This window comes from Cryobacterium suzukii (assembly GCF_004403185.1).
GTDB lineage: Bacteria > Actinomycetota > Actinomycetes > Actinomycetales > Microbacteriaceae > Cryobacterium > Cryobacterium suzukii.
In genome coordinates this window covers 78,282-95,109 of the sequence record NZ_SOHJ01000003.1, presented here as the reverse complement: position 1 = coordinate 95,109, position 16,828 = coordinate 78,282, and the positions used below count along the sequence as shown (strand labels likewise).

Below are 16,828 nucleotides of genomic sequence, written 5' to 3'. Positions count from 1 at the left end.
ATTAGTTATTGGTGAAGCCGACGAGCAGACCACCGGTGATTTTGACGCTCAGGTTATATAGCACGGCGTAGATAGCACCGAGGGCGGTGATCACGACCATGTTCAGCACGGCCACGACGACCGCAAAGCCCATGACATTGCCAATCGAAAGGATGGCTGTCAGATCGGCCGATTCTCCCGCTACGGTCGCGTACAGCTCGTCGACCGTAGTCAACACCTCAGTCTGCACCAGAACTGTATAAGTGAAGAATGTGGCCACGATCGTGACGATAGCGAGGCAGATCGCAATCAGAAATGACAGTTTTACGCTCGACCAGAAGTCGACGTAGACCAACTTGAGACGAACCTGCTTACTCGCGGTCTTGCGAGTGGACTTCTTGGCGAGTTTTTCGGCAACGCTACTCATTCGGTGTCTCTACTTTCTCTGAATCCGCGTGCGTAACAGCCTCTTCCGCAGCAGTGGTGTCGATGGCACCAGCTGGTGCGTCGGCATCCGTCACGCCTTCTTCGTCGGCGGCGACCAGATTACGTTCGATGTTTTTCGCGATGGAAATGATTCGGTCTTCATCCGCGAACTTCGCGAACACAACGCCCATCGTGTCCCGACCCTTGGCGGGAACCTCAGCGACGTCAGAGCGTACCACCTTGCCACTGGCAAGAACCACAAGTACTTCATCCTCGGGGTTCACGATCAACGATCCAACCAGGTCGCCACGGTCATCGTTGAGCTTTGCCACCTTGATCCCCAGACCGCCGCGATTTTGCAGCCGGTACTGGTCAGCGGCGGTGCGCTTGGCGTAACCACCCTCTGTCACCACGAAGACATAGCCGTCGTTGTTGATAACGGATGCGTCCAGCAGGGTGTCCTCGCCGCGGAAGTGCATTCCGATCACGCCGGACGTGCTCCGTCCCATCGGGCGCAACGCCTCATCGGTCGCGGTGAAGCGAATCGACATGCCCTTGCGAGAGACCAACAGCAGGTCGGAATCATCTTCAACCAGCAGAGCGGAAACGAGCTCGTCGCCCTCTCGCAGCTTGATCGCGATGATGCCGCCGGTACGGTTGGTGTCGTACTCACTGAGTGCGGTCTTCTTGATCAATCCGTCGCGGGTAGCGAGGGTCAGATACTGGGCCACCTCGTAGTCGCGAATATCGAGGATCTGCGCGATTTCCTCCCCCGGCTGCAGCGCGAGCAGATTGGCCACGTGCTGACCTTTAGCGTCGCGGCCCGATTCCTGGGCTTCGTAGGCCTTCGCCCGGTAAACCCGACCGGTGTTGGTGAAGAACAGCAGCCAGTGGTGCGTCGTGGTGACGAAGAAGTGTTCGACCACGTCGTCTGCGCGCAGTTGGGCACCCTTTACTCCCTTGCCGCCGCGGTGCTGGTTGCGGTAGTTGTCACTGCGGGTGCGCTTGATGTAGCCGCCGCGCGTGACGGTGACCACCATCTCCTCTTCGGGGATGAGGTCTTCGACCGACATATCGCCGTCGAAACCGAACATGATCTCGGTGCGGCGGTCGTCACCGAACTTTGTGGTGATCTCGGCGAGTTCTTCGCTGATGATCGTTCGCTGCCGCTCGGGGCTGGCCAGAATCGATTTGAATTCCGCGATCTGCAGTTCGAGTTCGGCAGCCTGGTCGATGATCTTCTGGCGCTCCAGGGCAGCGAGGCGACGTAGCTGCATGGTGAGAATCGCATCGGCCTGCAACTTGTCGACGTCGAGTAGGGCCATAAGGCCTTCACGAGCGTCGTCGACCGTGTTTGAGCGACGGATGAGCGCGATCACTTCATCGAGGGCGTCCAGGGCCTTGAGGTAGCCGCGCAGAATGTGGGCATCCGCTTCGGCCTTGTTCAGGCGGAACTGGGTGCGCCGAACGATGACCTCGACCTGATGAGCGACCCAGGCCGAGATGAAACCGTCGAGGGCGAGCGTACGCGGCACGCCATCGACGATGGCGAGCATGTTCGCACCGAAGTTCTCCTGCAACTGCGTGTGCTTATAGAGGTTATTCAGCACGACCTTGGCGACGGCATCGCGCTTGAGCACGATGACAAGGCGCTGGCCCGTGCGACCACTGGTCTCATCGCGGATGTCCGCAATGCCGGTGACTTTGGCGTCTTTGACCAGGTCCGCGATCTTGATCGCGAGGTTGTCGGGGTTCACCTGGTACGGCAGTTCGGTGATGACGAGGCAGGTTCGGCCCTGTAACTCTTCAATACTCACGACCGCGCGCATGGTGATCGAGCCACGCCCGGTGCGATAGGCGTCCTGAATACCCTTGACACCCAAAATCTGGGCACCGGTAGGAAAGTCAGGTCCCTTGATGCGGGCAATCAGCGCTTCGAGCAGCTCATCGCGCGTAGCGTCGGGATTCTCGAGATACCACTGGGCGCCGGCGGCGACCTCACGCAGGTTGTGCGGCGGAATGTTGGTGGCCATACCGACCGCGATACCGACCGAGCCGTTGACCAACAGGTTCGGAAAGCGGGCCGGCAACACGGTCGGCTCGAGGGTACGGCCGTCGTAGTTGTCCTGAAAATCGACGGTGTCTTCATCGATGTCCCGAACCATTTCCATGGCCAGCGGGGCCATCTTGGTCTCGGTATATCGCGGGGCAGCTGCGCCATCATTGCCGGGGGAACCGAAGTTTCCCTGACCGAGCGCGAGCGGATACCGCAGGCTCCATGGCTGCACGAGACGCACCAGCGCGTCGTAAATCGACGAGTCACCGTGCGGATGGAACTGCCCCATGACGTCTCCGACGACGCGGGCGCACTTGGAGAAGGCCTTGTCCGGGCGGTAGCCGCCGTCGAACATGGCGTAAATCACTCGCCGGTGCACTGGCTTCATACCGTCACGCACGTCGGGCAGAGCGCGCCCGACAATGACGCTCATGGCGTAGTCGAGGTAGGAACGCTGCATTTCCAGCTGGAGGTCGACCTGGTCGATCTTGCCGTGCTGCACGAGGTGGGCTGCCGCAGCGGCCGCGGTTGCAGCCGTCTCCTCGGGGTTAATCGAGGCGGAGTTGCCCGTGGTGTCATCAGATGTCAAGGAAACGCACGTCCTTCGCGTTTTTCTGGATGAAGTTACGTCGTGATTCGACGTCTTCACCCATCAGGGTGGAGAAGATTTCGTCGGCGGACGCCGCGTCATCCAGGGTGACCTGCAGCAGGGTGCGGGACTCGGGGGCCATGGTGGTTTCCCACAGCTCCTTGTAGTCCATCTCGCCGAGACCCTTGTAGCGCTGAATGCCGTTGTCTTTCGGGATGCGTTTGCCGGACGCTGCTCCGTCGGCCAGGAGCGCGTCGCGCTCCACGTCCGAGTACACGTACTGGTGCGCAGAGTTGCTCCACTTGAGACGATACAACGGCGGTTGCGCCAGGTAGACGTAACCAAGGTCGATCAGCGGGCGCATGTAGCGGAACAGGAGGGTGAGCAGCAGTGTGGTGATGTGCTGCCCGTCGACGTCGGCGTCGGCCATAAGAACGATCTTGTGGTACCGGACCTTATCGGGGTTGAATTCTTCCCCCATGCCGGCGCCGAAGGCCGTGATCATCGCCTGAACCTCAGCGTTACCGAGGGCACGGTCAAGACGAGCCTTCTCCACGTTGAGGATCTTGCCGCGAAGGGGCAGGATGGCCTGGAATTCGGGGTTACGCCCCTGCACGGCCGAACCGCCGGCCGAGTCTCCCTCCACGATGAAAATCTCGGAGAGTGACGGGTCTTTACTCTGGCAGTCCTTGAGCTTGCCTGGCATGCCGCCACCCTCGAGCAGTCCCTTGCGGCGCGCGGTTTCACGGGCCTTGCGGGCTGCCATTCGAGCGTTCGACGCCTGCAGGGACTTGCGGATGATTTCGCGGGCCGGGTTCGGATTGCGGTTGAACCAGTCGGTGAGCTGGTCGTTGGCGACCTTCTGCACGAAGGATTTCGCCTCGGTGTTGCCGAGTTTGGTCTTGGTCTGGCCTTCGAACTGTGGTTCGGCAAGCTTGATCGATACGACCGCTGTCAACCCCTCGCGCACATCGTCGCCGGTGAGGTTGTCATCCTTCTCTTTCAGGATGCCTTTCTCGCGGGCGTACTTGTTGACGAGCGTGGTGAGCGCAGCGCGGAAACCTTCTTCGTGCGTTCCACCCTCGTGAGTGTTGATCGTGTTCGCGTAGGTGTGCACGCTCTCGGTGTAGGCAGTGGTCCACTGCATGGCCACTTCGAGGGCCATCTTGCGTTCGTGATCTTCCCACTCGAACGAGATGATCTCATCGTTGACCAGGTCGGCCTTCTTGGCGCGGTTGAGGTACTCGACGTAGTCGACGAGTCCCTGGTCGTACTTGAAGGTGTTGCTGATGGCTTTGCCATCATCGGTCTGGTGGTCGTCACGCTCGTCGGTGAGGGTGAGGCGCAGACCCTTATTGAGAAAGCCCATCTGCTGAAAACGCGCGCGCAGGGTTTCGTAGTCGAACTCGATCGTCTCGAAAGTTTCAGCACTCGGCCAGAACGTGATGGTCGTGCCGGTTTCGTCGTTGGCTTCGCCCTGTTCCAGGGGAGCGTTCGGAACACCGTTAGCGAAGCTCTGACGCCAGATATGCCCCTGACGGCGCACCTCGACCTCGAGACGACTCGACAGGGCATTGACGACGGAACTTCCCACGCCGTGCAGACCACCGGAGACGGAATAGCCGCCGCCGCCGAACTTGCCGCCGGCGTGTAGCACGGTGAGTACGACCTCTACGGTCGATCGTCCCTCTGCCTTATGGATGTCGACCGGAATTCCGCGGCCGTTGTCTTCGACGCGGATCGCGCCGTCGGCCAGGATTCGAATGTCGATGGTGTCGCAGTGACCCGCGAGGGCTTCGTCGACGGAATTGTCGACGATCTCATAGACGAGGTGGTGTAGGCCGCGTGGTCCCGTAGAACCGATGTACATTCCGGGTCGCTTACGAACGGCTTCCAGACCTTCAAGTACCTGGATATCATCGGCACCGTATTCATGCTCCGGCTCCCGCTCCCCCTGCTGCTGGGACATGACTGGGGCTATATCTGGGGACGTGCGTTCGGGCGTCGGTTCAACTGTCATCTTAAATTAGGCTCCTGACCATCGCACGGGCGACCATTCAGTCTACCAAACGGGGGGAGATGAACCGGCCACAATCGCCGTTTGACGCGTTTTGTTCAAGGGGTTGACCTTAAATGTTGGGTTACCCGTAGGTATCGCGTGGACCACGCCCTGGAATTGATCTGGGGCCCTTTTTCCAGGACGGCGCGTTGGGCCCCTGGAAACGAATTGATTGAATACCCGCATCCGGATACCGATTCGCAATGTGTTCCATGATCACATTGCGCATGAGCCGTAGTTGGGTCGCCCACGCTGTAGATTCACAGCGCACGGTGAGCACACCGTCATCGATGCCGGCCGGGGTCGAATGATTGGCAGTTTCCTCACCTGCGAGTTCTGCCCACGTCGCGAGAAGTTCGGACTGCGCCAACGGTGAGTTCCACCCCAACTGCAGGGTCAGCGAATTGATCGTGTCGCCGAGACCGCGCGGGTCGCGTCCAATCCCGAACGGCACACTCGATCCAGCAACCGGCGCAATTCGCTTACGACCGCGCGAGCGCCTGGCGTTGGGATCGCCGAAAATACTCTTGAAACGCAAGTAAACGTTGGCTGCTTCACTGGTACCGGATTCCACCGAATCGTCGCCCTCGGTTGTTTCACGTGGAACATTTTCGTCAGCCATCGGTGACGATTCCGGCATGAATGTGAATAGTGTGCGCCACGAGGGCGGCCGGAACGTCTTCGAGCACAGCGGCCGTAATTAAAACCTGTTCGAATGACTCGATCGCCGCGGCCAACCGGGCTCGACGGTCCAGATCCAGCTCGGCAAAAACGTCATCGAGAATCAACACCGGGTCGCCACTAGCAGACTCTTGCCGCAACAGCGAAGCGGATGCAAGTTTTAACGACAGCGCGAACGACCACGATTCCCCGTGACTGGCATACCCCTTGGCCGGCAGTGCGTTGAGCATGAAGACCAGGTCATCGCGGTGCGGTCCGGCCAGGGTGATACCCCGTTCCAGCTCGCGCTTTCGCAGTCCGACCAGCGCTGCGCGAAAGATCTCATTGGTAGACGACTCCACTAACCCCGCCGGCTGAGAGGCGGTCGGCGTGACCACGCCGAGATCGACGTCTTCGTCGGCACCGAGGATACTCAGGCTCGCGACCAAGGCCGGACCATGGTCCTCATTGACGACGGCCCGATACGCCGCGCGCAACGGTTCACCGAGCTCCCGCACGAGTTTGGCGCGCTCGTCGATGATTTCGGAACCGAACTCGACGAGCCTTTCATCCCAAATTTCGAGGGTCGAGAGCTGGTTGCCGCGCACTCCAGAGGCCCGGGCCGACTTAAGTAGGGTGTTGCGCTGCTTGAGCACCCTGTCATAATCGCTGAGCACTGCGGCCAGTCGCGGATTGCGAAGCACCAACAGCTGGTCCAGAAACTTGCGACGACCCGATGGGTCGCCACGTACCAGGGCAAGGTCCTCCGGTGCAAAGACCACACTGGAGAAATAACGGGGCAGATCACGCGTCTTGATTACTGACCGATTAACCTGTGCTCGATTTTGCCCGGTGCGGTTAAGCTGCACCTCGGCCAGGATATCCCGGCCGTTGTATTGAAGTCGGGCCCGAATTATGCCGGCATCCTGGCCAGCTCGAATCATGGCTTTGTCCGTGGAGACTCGGTGAGATCCAAGCGTACTGAGAAAGCCCAGCGCCTCAACCAGATTGGTTTTACCCTGTCCGTTGCGCCCGACGATGAGGTTCGGGCCCGGAAAAAAACCAACCTCGGCGTTCGCATAGTTTCGAAAGTCGGTTAGTGAGAGGTGGGTAACCCGCACCGGCGTTAGCGCAGCAGCAGGTTCGGCTGAAGCAGGTACTTGTAGCTGTCCACTCCGGCCTGTTCGCGCGAGGTCTGGCTGGTGATCAACACCGGTCCGGGTTTATTTGGGTTCTCTGTTTTCGTGAACGAGATACGCACGAATTCGGAGTGGACAGCACTGAGTCCGTCCAAGAGGAACTGCGGCTTGAGTGAGACCACGGTCTCAGTGCCAGACAGGATGGCATCGATGGTTTCCGAGGCCTGCGCCTGCTCAGAGCCAACAGCTTCCAAGGTGACGCCATCAGTGGCGAAGGTAAAACGGAGTGCGGCTTCACGTTCCAGTACAAGTTGCACCCGCCGGGTGGCTTCGATGAGGTCGGCCGTGTTCATCACCGCGTAATTGTCGACGGTGGCGGGAAACAACCGGCGAACCGGAGGGAAATTGCCCTTGATTAGCAGCGACGTGACGGTTTTCTTGTTCGCGGTGAACGCGATCAATTCGCGGTCGTCGGTGTTGGTGATGGATACGGAAATGGTTCCGCTGTGGCCGAAGGTCTTGCCGACTTCCTGCAGGGTGCGAGCGGGTACGAGGGCCGTGATGGTATCCAATGCGGTGTCCGAGGTATTGCTTCCCGGATCCCAGTCAATTTCTCGAACCGCAACGCGGTACCGGTCGGTGGCGACCAGACTCAGGCTGTTTTCAGTCACCTCAAGCTGCACGCCGGTGATAACAGGAGTGACGTCATCTCGCGACGCCGCGACAGCGACCTGGGCTACAGCCGCAGCAAATTCCTCTGCCGGCACTAGGCCGGATTGGGTCGTAACAACAGGAATACTGGGATATTCCTCAACGGGCATTGACAGCAGTGTGAAGCTTGCTGAGCCGCAGCTGACCTTGATTCGCGAATTTTCCGTGGAAAAACGAACGGGGGCGTTGGGGAGACGACTGGCAATTTCGGCGAGGAGACGCCCCGAGACGAGAACCTTGCCGGTCTCTTCGACCTCGGCCAAGATCTCTGTCTGGGCAGAGACCTCGTAGTCGAACGACGAGAGGATTAAGCCGGTATCGGTGGCTTCGATGAGGACACCGCTGAGGATAGGCAGGGTCGTGCGCTGGGGCAGAAGTTTGACCGCGAAGGAAACTGCTTCGCTGAAGACATCCCGATTGGCCTGAAATCTCACGAAACATTCCTTGCGTTCGACGGGCGGATGGGTGGGCCTCAATGCTAGCTGTGTTCACGGGCTGGTTCGTTACCGTTGTGCTGCGTGGGCCGTGGCAGTCAAGGTTGTCGGCTGGATCAAGGTTAAGGAATTCTTGTTAATCTTCTTAACCGTTGTGGAAACTGTGGATAACTCTGTGAAAACCGCTCAGACATTGGGAATTACACGTTTGTAAGTTGTGGGCGAGGTGTGGAAGTTTGTCATTCGTTTGAGCAAGCGCGCCGCGCGGAAATTACAAGTTTCTACAGGATGGCCCCGAGTTTCTACAGGCGACGACCGGTTGTGTGAGTTAATTCCACAGGGTTATCCACAGGTGTGAAAACTAAAAAAAAATCGGCCCCTCCGGGTCTGAACAGGTAGTTCCTGCTTAAAACTCCCGGAGGGGCCGCTCAAATTTTCACGCCACAGTGCTGCTTGTGACCTACTTATACCGGTGATCCTGCTTGATGCGGTTGGTCAATTCGGTCACCTGGTTGTAAATCGAGCGACGTTCCTTCATCAGTTCACTGATCTTCTTATTGGCATACATCACGGTCGTGTGGTCCCGATTACCGAACAGTTGGCCGATCTTCGGCAGGGAAAGATTCGTGAGCTCACGGCACAGGTACATGGCGATTTGGCGAGCGGTGGCGATCGCTTGTGACCGGCTGGAGCCGTAGAGATCGTCGACGGACAGCTTGAAGTAGTTCGCCGTGTTCGTGATGATGTCCACAGGGGCGATGACATTGTCTTCATCCAGCGTGATCAGGTCTTTCAACACCGTCTGCACCAGATCCATATCCACCGGCGTACGGTTCAGACTCGCGAAGGCGGTGACGCGAATCAAGGTGCCTTCGAGTTCCCGAATGTTGGACGAAACCTTCGAAGCCATGAACTCGAGAATGTCGTGGGGCACCTGCAACTTTTCGCTCTGAGCTTTTTTGCGCAGAATGGCGATGCGGGTCTCGAGGTCGGGAGCTTGGACATCCGTGATCAGGCCCCACTCAAAACGGCTGCGCATGCGGTCTTCGAAGCCGGTGAGGTGTTTGGGCGGCAGGTCGCTTGTGATCACCACCTGCTTGTTGTGGTCGTGCAGGGTATTGAACGTGTGAAAGAACGCTTCCTGGGTTTCCGCTTTGTTCTGCAGAAACTGGATGTCATCGATCATGAGGATGTCGATGTTTCGGTATCGAGCCTGAAATGCCGAGCCGCGGTTGTTCGCGATGGAGTTGATGAAGTCGTTGGTGAACTCTTCCGAACTGACGTAACGAACGCGGATTCCTGGGTACAGGCTCATGGCGTAGTGGCCGATTGCGTGCAGGAGATGAGTCTTGCCGAGTCCCGACGATCCGTAGATGAAGAGCGGGTTGTAGGCCTTAGCCGGCGCCTCAGCCACTGCGACGGCGGCAGCATGGGCGAATCTGTTGGATTGCCCGATTACGAAATTGTCGAAACTGTATTTGGGGTTGAGTCGGGTTTCGTGGGGCTGCGGCGCAACCGCACCCTCAAACACCGATTGGGGCGGGGCGGGGGTGATGACATCCGGCGGGGTCAACGTTTGTTGCACTGGCCGTAACGATTCCTGTTCGAGCTCGGGGTTGACGACCACATAGAAGGTTGAGACGGCAGTTGCTTCATCGAGCTGGCCCATCGCGGTCAGCAGGGGCACCCTCATCCGCTGGTTGAGCATGCTTGCCGTGAACTCGTTGGGGACCTCGAGATAGAACGTACCGGCCGCGATGCCCTTCGGCTCGACCAGGCTGAGAAACCCGTACAACATGGGTGTGATGGTGGCGTCGGATTCCAACGTGGTCAGAACGGATCGCCAAGTTTCGGCTATCGGCGCTTCTACGTCTGCCATTGTTCCTACAATCTGTGCATTTCGAGTTTTCACTGTTGAGCGACCGGCGGATGCGCGTGGCTCTGGTGGTGGACACTGACACGCCCGCTCTCACCGGCCCGAGTGGCGCGAGATGGGGTCAATTTGAGTTCTTGGTCCGAACTCATCGTTAAAGTTATCCACCGCCTGTGTACAAAATCAGTCGAATTCTCAGGTTGATGCTACCAACCTGTGGATAACTTGTCCTTACGGTAGTCAATCCCACTGAGTGAGGCGAATTCAGCGCGGGTGACGCATTGTTTGTTTGGCACTTGCGTTGGAGTCATTATTGTCGAGAATCCGCTGATTCGGGGGTCTGAGTTTGACCAGACGTGGCCGAGGCCGTAGTTTTAATCAGTTGACCCCATCCCGCGGGCTTCCGACTTCTGTGCGCGCTGCTATTTTGGCCGAAGGGAATTTGGCCAGCGGTGATTCAAATACGTGGAGATTGAATTATGAGCAAGAGAACCTTCCAGCCGAACAACCGCCGTCGCGCCAAGGTGCACGGCTTCCGTCTGCGCATGCGTACCCGTGCGGGCCGTGCCATCCTCGGTGCACGCCGTCGCAAGGGTCGCACCGAACTCTCAGCGTAGGCCAGAGTCTGCCCAGGTTCGTTGTGGTCGCCAGGTTCTCGTGCTCGCTCACATAAATCGCGTTACGAGCGGCAGCGACTATCAGGGCGTCGTTCGGCGCGGTGTGCGGATCGTTGGTGCGCACACCGTTCTTTATGTACGAAAAAGTGCTGAGATTCAATCTGGCACCGTTGGTGTTCCGGTTCGTTTCGGCTTTATTGTCGCAAAGAATGTGGGCAATGCCGTGAAGCGCAATCTCGTTCGCCGCCGCCTCAAGGCGGTGACGTTCGAACTGCTCTCCCTGGTTCCGGCAGGAACGGATGTTGTCATCCGGGCTTTGCCGGGAGCGCGCGATGTTGCATGGCAGACGCTGCGCGATGAAGTTCACCGTTCCCTCTCTCGCCCCCACCCAGCGCGAAAGAAGAGTGTGGGCCGATGAACCGAGTACTCGCGACGATCATCCTGATACCCCGGAACGTGGGTGTCGTAATTCTTCGCGTGTATCGTGCCGTGATCTCTCCGCTCTATGGAGATGTGTGTCGGTTTTACCCGTCTTGTTCTGCCTACGCACTGGGGGCCGTTCAGGAACACGGACTAGCGTGGGGCTGCATCCTTGCTGCGCGCAGACTGAGCCGTTGTCATCCGTGGTCACCAGGCGGCATTGATGATGTACCACTCAAGAGCAAGCGTCGCTTTCGCGTGACGTCGTTCGGTTTTGTTGTCGCACCTAGCCACGGAAAGGGCTAACCCACAGTATGGACCTCATAGGTACGATTCTCTGGCCTCTGAAATGGGTGGTCGAGCTGCTGCTCGTGGCCTTCCACTGGCTCTTTTCCAACCTGGGCATGGGGTACAACGACGGCATCACGTGGGTGCTGTCCATCGTCGGCCTCGTCCTGGTCGTGCGTGCCGCCCTGATTCCTATCTTCGTGCGCCAAATCAAGAGCCAGCGCAAGATGCTTGAGGTTGCGCCGCAGCTCAAAAAGATCCAGGACAAGTACAAGGGCAAGAAAGACCAGTTCTCACGCGAGGCCATGTCCCGCGAGACCATGGCCATGTACAAGAAGACCGGTACCAACCCGTTGAGTTCGTGTTTGCCTCTGCTCCTGCAGATGCCGATCTTCTTCGCCCTGTTCTCGGTGCTCAATGACGCCCAGCGCTCCACCCGCGGCGTCGGCCCCCTCAACCAGAGCCTTGCCGAGAGCTTCGGCAACGCCAAACTGTTCGGCAATGCGCCGCTGCACGACACCTTTGCCTCGCAGTGGTCGCTCTGGACCGCCGGTGACCCTTTCAACGGGACCGTCATGATCATCGCGGCCACAATGGTCGTGCTGATGACCGCCTCGCAGTTCATCACCCAGTTGCAGATCGTCTCCAAGAACATGTCGCCGGAAACCAAGGCGAGCCCCATGTTCAAGCAGCAGCGCATCATGCTCTACCTGCTCCCCCTCGTCTTTGCCTTCTCCGGTGTCGCGTTTCCGCTCGGCGTCATGTTCTACTGGCTCACCTCAAACTTCTGGACCATGATTCAGCAGTTCCTGGTCATTCGAAACATGCCGACGCCCGGCAGTGAAGCTGCCAAGGCTCGGGAAGAGCGTCTGGCGCGTAAGGGTAAGCTCATCGCGACCGATGGTGACATCATTGTGGTCGAGGAGCCCGCCAAGCCCGTTCAGCGTCAGCAGCCGGTCGGTAAGGCCCGTGCCAAAAAACAAACCGGCCCGAAGAAGTAGTGGAGATCACCGTGACGGACAAAACCGGCCTCACCGAAGTGGACACTGTCACTGCTGACGGTGCAGTTGTCATTGCCACCAGCACGATAACGGATACCTCCCCCGCCGTTCCGGAAGCCGAGAGCGGTACCGAGGCCCCGCTTACGACCGATCAGCTCGAGCGTGAAGGTGACATTGCCGCGGACTACATCGAGGAGTTTCTCGATATCTGCGATCTCGACGGCGACATTGACATCGATGCGCGCAATGGCAGGGCCTACTTAGCGGTCAAAGCGTCGGACGCCGACAATCTCCGCGTGCTCTCCAAGCCGGAAACGGTCAACGCCCTGCAGGAACTGACTCGCCTCGCGGTGCAGAATAAGACGGGTTCTTTTTCGCGGCTGATTTTGGACATCGGCGGATCCCGCGAGGCGCGCGAAGCTGAACTCGCCGCCCTTGTGGCCCGGGCTATTGAGCGGATTGAGGGCGGCGCGACCGAAGCCGACCTGCCGGCGATGTCTTCTTACGAGCGCAAACTTGTACACGATATCGTCGCGGCCAGTGGTGGTTACCGGTCGGAGTCGTCCGGTGAGGGCCGCGATCGCCACACCGTCATTACCGCAGCCTAGTCTCGTTGGTCATGTCGCAATCTGTCACGCCGGAACCGAACCGTGCCGCTGGGAACGTGCCTGAATCAACGGCGGCATCAGGAAGCACGGCTGATCCAGTCGCGTTGGAGATTGAACCGCTGGCGGCGATCGAGCTTTTGGGTCCACAGATCGATCTCATGAGAGCGTTTACCAATAATTTGGCTGATCAGGGCGAAATTTTGGGGCTAATTGGTCCGCTGGAACTCCCGCGTCTGTGGTCACGGCACATTCTCAATTGCACCATTGTGGCGCCACTCCTGCGTCCCGGTGTCGTGGGCGACGTGGGTTCCGGTGCTGGCCTTCCCGGTGTCGTGTTGGCCATTGCGCGACCAGACGTGAACTTCGTGCTGATCGAACCGATGGAACGTCGAGTTGCCTGGCTGAATGACCAGGTTGCCGCCCTGCACCTCTCGAATGTGACCGTGGTGCGTGCACGTGCCGAAGAAGCACGCCTGACGCAGCCACTTGATCAGGTGACTGCTCGAGCGGTGAGTGCCTTTAGCAAGCTGATACCACTGACCGCTCCCCTGCTGCGCAGTGGCGGTGAACTCATCCTGATGAAGGGTGAAGGAGCGCAGCGTGAGATTGAGGCGGCGGCGAAACCGATTCGCAAGTATCGCCTGCGTGATGTTGAGGTAATTACCCTTGGCGCTGGCGTGCTGCCCGAGGCAACCCGGGTCATCAGAGCTACAGTGGAGTAGTCCCGAATGGCACTGAATTTGGTGTTCGGGGGTCCCTTTCGGGTGGCTCATCAACCGTCGAGCGTAAAGGTTTCACGTGAAACATCCTGCTGAAGATCAGCACAACGGCAAGGCGGCAGGGTTCGACGGGACAACCCCGCTGGCCCGAGAAATTGCGGAACTGACCCGTCGTCGCCAGGTCATTGCTGCCGGAGACCTGCCGAAGCCCGAGAAGACACGGGTACTGACGATCTCCAATCAGAAGGGTGGGGTTGGCAAGACTACGACCGCGGTCAACTTAGCCGCGGCTTTGGCGCGCCAGGGAGCACGTGTTTTGGTCATCGACCTGGACCCGCAGGGCAACGCGTCTACTGCTCTCGGCGTTGAACACCGTGCCGAGACGCCGAGCGTTTACGACGTCATCATCAACGACATGCCCATGGACGAGGTCGTACAGAAGAGCCCGGAATTCGGTGCCCTGTTCTGTGTTCCCGCCACGATTCACCTGGCCGGTGCCGAGATTGAACTGGTTTCACTCGTCGCGCGCGAGCAGCGACTTCGCCGCGCCCTCGACCTTTACCTGGCTGAGATGGTCGAGCCGTACGACTATGTCTTTATTGATTGCCCGCCGTCGCTGGGCTTACTGACCATCAACGCTTTCGTCGCCGCACGCGAGGTTCTTATTCCTATCCAGTGCGAGTATTACGCACTCGAGGGACTCAGCCAGCTGCTCAAGAACATCGCCCTGATCGAGAAACACCTCAACCCCGACCTCGTCGTCTCCACCATTCTGCTTACGATGTATGACAGCCGCACCAATCTGGCGACCCAGGTTGCCAAGGAAGTGCGCGACCACTTCCCCGACGAGGTCTTGAATACCGCAATTCCACGCTCTGTACGGGTTTCTGAGGCCCCGAGCTATGGCCAGAGCGTCGTGAGTTACGACCTCAACTCGGCAGGTTCGCTCTCCTACCTGGAAGCAGCCGCAGAAATGGCACATCGCGGGGCACCACGTACAGAAAATAAGTCCCAAACGAAAGAACTGCACTAATGGCGAAAAGAACAGGCCTCGGCCGCGGTATCGGCGCACTCATCCCCGTGCAGGACGACGCCTCGGCCCCCCGCCCGGTCGACGTGTTCTTTCCGCGTGGTGTGACCACGGTAGCGGACGCCTCCCCCGAAGTCGTTCCCGACGTTCCGCTGATAGCTGGCGCCCGGTTGGCGCACTTGAATCCGCACAACATCGTTCCCAACCGCGCCCAGCCGCGTACCATTTTCGATGAAGACGACCTTGCTGAACTTGTGCACAGTATTCGCGAGGTCGGGGTGCTGCAACCCATCGTCGTACGCCCATTAGCCGATGAACCGGGTAAGTATGAGCTCGTCATGGGTGAGCGTCGTTTGCGAGCCACCAAAGAAGTCGGGCTCGACACCATTCCGGCAGTCGTGCGTGAGACCGCAGACGTCGATATGCTGCGTGACGCGTTGCTGGAGAACCTGCACCGCGCGCAGCTGAATCCACTGGAAGAAGCGTCTGCTTATCAGCAGTTGCTCGCGGACTTCGGCATAACGCAGGAAGAACTAGCCAAGCGGATCGGCCGATCCCGTCCGCAGATCACGAACACGTTGCGACTGCTGAAACTGCCGGAGCCGGTGCAGTTGCGCGTTGCCGCTGGTGTACTTTCTGCCGGTCACGCGCGCGCGATTTTGTCGGTGGGTGACCCGGCCGGCATGCTGCGCCTGGCCGATAAAATTGTCGAGGAAGACTTGTCTGTTCGCGCGGCCGAGGCTGTTGCGACTGCCGTTCCACGGGCAGTGAAGGTGAAACCGCTGCCTGGGCGACGTCAGGGCCATCTCGATGAGATCGCGGAGCACCTCGGTGATCGACTGGATACTCGCGTGAAAATCAGTTTGGGCACTAGAAAAGGCCAGATCACGGTGGATTTCGCGACCATCGGTGATCTGAACCGTATCCTAACGGTTCTCGGTGAGCCGGGCTTCAGCGCGAGTTAGTAGTGGGGCCTTCTGCGCGATGTTTCACGTGAAACTTGTTCAGAGTAGTTAGGTTACGTTAGTGAGGGTTGCCCTCTGTGGTTGCCCTCTGTAGCTGCGTCCATAAGAAGCGCTCGTTGTGTTTAGTTGCCCTTGGCGGAATAGCTATCCGTGTCTTCTGACTGTCCGGACGAGGCGGTCCAAGTATGTTTCACGTGAAACGCGACGATCGCCTCGAAGTATGGGCGACAATGTTTCACGTGAAACGGGGTCGCCTGGTGGGAGCGCGAGAGTGTTTCACGTGAAACTAGGAGCTACTGGGTGACCAGGGCGTTTGCGGCCAAGGCGGAGTAGGTGGCGCCGAGAGTGTGGCGGTCGGCCTCGATGGCCTGAGGAACCAGCGACGTCTCGGTCAGTCCGGGCAGCACGTTGGCTTCTAGAAACCAAGGGGTGCCGGCGGCATCGACGATGAGGTCAACTCGGCTGAGGTGTCGCAGGCCGAGAAGAGTATGTACGGCCACTGCGGCCGTCGCGACGGTATTGGCAACGTCGGCGGAGAGACGGGCCGGGGTATAAAAGTCGGTCTCACCCGCGTTGTAGCGGGCCTCGAAGCTGTACACGCCGTCAATGGGGACTATTTCCACGATCGGGAGAGCTGTAGCCCCATCTCCAATGTCGACTACGGCGACCGTTACCTCGGTTCCGTCAATGTAGGCCTCGACCAAGGCGGTGTCGGCGTAGGTATACGCGTCCACCATGGCGCGGGGGAGGTCGGCAGGGGTGCGCACGATCGTCACTCCCTGTGACGACCCGCCCTGGGCTGGCTTAACGACGAGCGGCAGGCCGATCGCCTTCACCAAATGCGCGAGCACACTCGTGGCGCCGAGATCACGAAAGGTCTCGGTTGACAGTGCAATCGCTGGCGGAGTTGCGAATCCAGCCCGGAGCACGAGCTCTTTGGCGATGGCTTTGTTCCAGGCGAGAGCGGCCGCTGGGCCGCGCGAACCGACAAAAGGAATTCCCGTGGTTTCCAGCAGGGACAGCAGGGCGCCATCCTCGCCCGTGGCGCCGTGCAGGGTAGGCCAGATAAGGTCGGGGGCCAGTTCGGCCAAGGTGCTCAGCAAATTGGCGCCGGGGTCAAGCACGGTGACGAAGTGGCCTTCGTCGGTGAGGGCGTCCGCTACGCGCCGGCCCGATCGCAGCGACACGTCACGCTCGTGGGAGATGCCACCGGCCAGCACGATGATTTTAAGTGCGAAAAATTCGCTCATGATC

The 16,828-nt window shown here is 59.2% G+C and carries 16 protein-coding genes; 8 read left to right on the top strand and 8 right to left on the bottom strand.

Annotated features, from left to right (window positions below; translation table 11 throughout):
• Window position 1: 1 nt before the first annotated feature.
• The 7 genes from E3T39_RS03620 to dnaA all read right to left on the bottom strand — a co-directional run bounded on the left by E3T39_RS03620 (window position 2) and on the right by dnaA (window position 9,932).
• Complete coding sequence (locus tag E3T39_RS03620) at window positions 2-406, bottom strand: DUF3566 domain-containing protein (RefSeq protein ID WP_134513377.1); 405 nt, start codon at window positions 404-406, stop codon at window positions 2-4.
• Window positions 399-3,014 carry a DNA gyrase subunit A gene (gene gyrA / locus E3T39_RS03615; protein ID WP_420898136.1) on the bottom strand — a complete coding sequence of 872 codons (2,616 nt, stop codon included), beginning with the start codon at window positions 3,012-3,014 and terminating at the stop codon, window positions 399-401. Before gyrA ends, E3T39_RS03620 begins: the two co-directional genes overlap by 8 nt.
• Window positions 3,015-3,039: 25 nt before the next feature.
• Window positions 3,040-5,019 (bottom strand): DNA topoisomerase (ATP-hydrolyzing) subunit B, encoded by a 1,980-nt coding sequence (gyrB, locus tag E3T39_RS03610; protein ID WP_241979490.1) that lies wholly within the window; start codon window positions 5,017-5,019, stop codon window positions 3,040-3,042.
• 172 nt (window positions 5,020-5,191) lie between these two features.
• Complete coding sequence (locus tag E3T39_RS03605) at window positions 5,192-5,731, bottom strand: DciA family protein (RefSeq protein ID WP_134513375.1); 540 nt, start codon at window positions 5,729-5,731, stop codon at window positions 5,192-5,194.
• The gene (gene recF, locus E3T39_RS03600) at window positions 5,724-6,890 is read right to left on the bottom strand and encodes a DNA replication/repair protein RecF (RefSeq protein WP_134513374.1); all 1,167 of its coding nucleotides are present in this window, start codon (window positions 6,888-6,890) and stop codon (window positions 5,724-5,726) included. The genes E3T39_RS03605 and recF overlap by 8 nt, the downstream gene beginning before the upstream one ends.
• Window positions 6,891-6,895: 5 nt before the next feature.
• Window positions 6,896-8,053 (bottom strand): DNA polymerase III subunit beta, encoded by a 1,158-nt coding sequence (gene dnaN, locus E3T39_RS03595; RefSeq protein WP_134513373.1) that lies wholly within the window; start codon window positions 8,051-8,053, stop codon window positions 6,896-6,898.
• Between the two features lie 460 nt (window positions 8,054-8,513).
• Entirely contained in the window at window positions 8,514-9,932 is a 1,419-nt protein-coding gene (gene dnaA / locus E3T39_RS03590) for a chromosomal replication initiator protein DnaA (RefSeq protein ID WP_104191786.1), read from the bottom strand.
• Window positions 9,933-10,405: 473 nt separating this feature from the next.
• Here dnaA and rpmH point away from each other — a divergent pair, with 473 nt between their 5' ends.
• The 8 genes from rpmH to E3T39_RS03550 all read left to right on the top strand — a co-directional run bounded on the left by rpmH (window position 10,406) and on the right by E3T39_RS03550 (window position 15,574).
• Window positions 10,406-10,543, top strand: a complete 138-nt coding sequence (gene rpmH / locus E3T39_RS03585; protein ID WP_010204566.1) for a 50S ribosomal protein L34 — start codon at window positions 10,406-10,408, stop codon at window positions 10,541-10,543.
• Between the two features lie 103 nt (window positions 10,544-10,646).
• Window positions 10,647-10,961 (top strand): ribonuclease P protein component, encoded by a 315-nt coding sequence (gene rnpA, locus E3T39_RS03580; protein WP_420898134.1) that lies wholly within the window; start codon window positions 10,647-10,649, stop codon window positions 10,959-10,961.
• A complete protein-coding gene (gene yidD / locus E3T39_RS03575) occupies window positions 10,958-11,269 on the top strand; it encodes a membrane protein insertion efficiency factor YidD (protein WP_134513371.1) in 312 nt (103 codons plus the stop codon). Before rnpA ends, yidD begins: the two co-directional genes overlap by 4 nt.
• Before the next feature lie 8 nt (window positions 11,270-11,277).
• The gene (yidC, locus tag E3T39_RS03570; protein WP_134513370.1) at window positions 11,278-12,252 is read left to right on the top strand and encodes a membrane protein insertase YidC; all 975 of its coding nucleotides are present in this window, start codon (window positions 11,278-11,280) and stop codon (window positions 12,250-12,252) included.
• Between the two features lie 86 nt (window positions 12,253-12,338).
• Window positions 12,339-12,860, top strand: coding sequence for a Jag family protein (locus E3T39_RS03565; RefSeq protein WP_134513507.1), 522 nt, complete (start codon window positions 12,339-12,341; stop codon window positions 12,858-12,860).
• Between the two features lie 56 nt (window positions 12,861-12,916).
• Window positions 12,917-13,582: a 16S rRNA (guanine(527)-N(7))-methyltransferase RsmG gene (rsmG, locus tag E3T39_RS03560; RefSeq protein ID WP_241979512.1), complete on the top strand. Its 666-nt coding sequence runs from the start codon at window positions 12,917-12,919 to the stop codon at window positions 13,580-13,582.
• A gap of 76 nt (window positions 13,583-13,658) precedes the next feature.
• Window positions 13,659-14,612, top strand: coding sequence for a ParA family protein (locus tag E3T39_RS03555; protein ID WP_134513368.1), 954 nt, complete (start codon window positions 13,659-13,661; stop codon window positions 14,610-14,612).
• On the top strand, window positions 14,612-15,574 hold the full coding sequence (locus E3T39_RS03550; RefSeq protein WP_134513367.1) for a ParB/RepB/Spo0J family partition protein: 963 nt from the start codon (window positions 14,612-14,614) through the stop codon (window positions 15,572-15,574). Before E3T39_RS03555 ends, E3T39_RS03550 begins: the two co-directional genes overlap by 1 nt.
• Before the next feature lie 293 nt (window positions 15,575-15,867).
• On the opposite strand, the gene E3T39_RS03545 is transcribed toward E3T39_RS03550, so the two are convergent.
• Window positions 15,868-16,824: a D-alanine--D-alanine ligase family protein gene (locus E3T39_RS03545; RefSeq protein ID WP_134513366.1), complete on the bottom strand. Its 957-nt coding sequence runs from the start codon at window positions 16,822-16,824 to the stop codon at window positions 15,868-15,870.
• Window positions 16,825-16,828: the final 4 nt, after the last annotated feature.